The following is a 538-nucleotide window of genomic DNA, read 5'->3' as shown; positions in this document are numbered from 1 at the left end:
TATATCCGTGTTTTATACTGTTCTCTCAGTCACTCCGTAGAGTGTATTTTTGGAATTAACGTTGACATATTGTCATTCAGTTTTCAATGTTCTTGTTTGTTTCTTCAAAATAATGGAGCGGGTGAAGAGAATCGAACTCTCGACATCAGCTTGGAAGGCTGAGGTTATACCACTTAACTACACCCGCTAACTTTTAACGACTTATCCTATTATACAGGTCTCAGGAAGAATGTCAACACTTTAATTTATTAAAATTTAAAGCGTAGTGTTTCTGCATCTGAAATGTCTACTAATTATTATACATACTTATCATTAATGATGCAAGTACATTTTTTAATATTTTTTTAAAAAATAATGCGGCTGAGAGGACTTGAACCTCCACGGGATTTAACTCCCACTAGGCCCTCAACCTAGCGCGTCTGCCGATTCCGCCACAACCGCTCATCAATTAGCAACGTTTATTATTATATATAGTAATCATTCTACTGTCAACATAGTTACTTAAAATATTTTGAACAAATTTTTACAACGTGTTTTC

General features: G+C 34.6%; 2 tRNA genes. Both read right to left on the bottom strand.

From position 1 onward, the window contains the following. Positions 1-113: 113 nt before the first annotated feature. Positions 114-187 (bottom strand) — tRNA-Gly (locus H9D55_RS08055). Between the two features lie 168 nt (positions 188-355). Beyond that, positions 356-441, bottom strand: a tRNA-Leu gene (locus tag H9D55_RS08050). Positions 442-538 lie beyond the last annotated feature (97 nt).

It is taken from the genome of Phocicoccus pinnipedialis (assembly GCF_903994035.1).
In the GTDB taxonomy this organism is placed as follows: domain Bacteria; phylum Bacillota; class Bacilli; order Staphylococcales; family Salinicoccaceae; genus Phocicoccus; species Phocicoccus pinnipedialis.
Note: the sequence above shows the minus strand (reverse complement) of the source record. Positions and strands in the feature narration are given on the sequence as shown.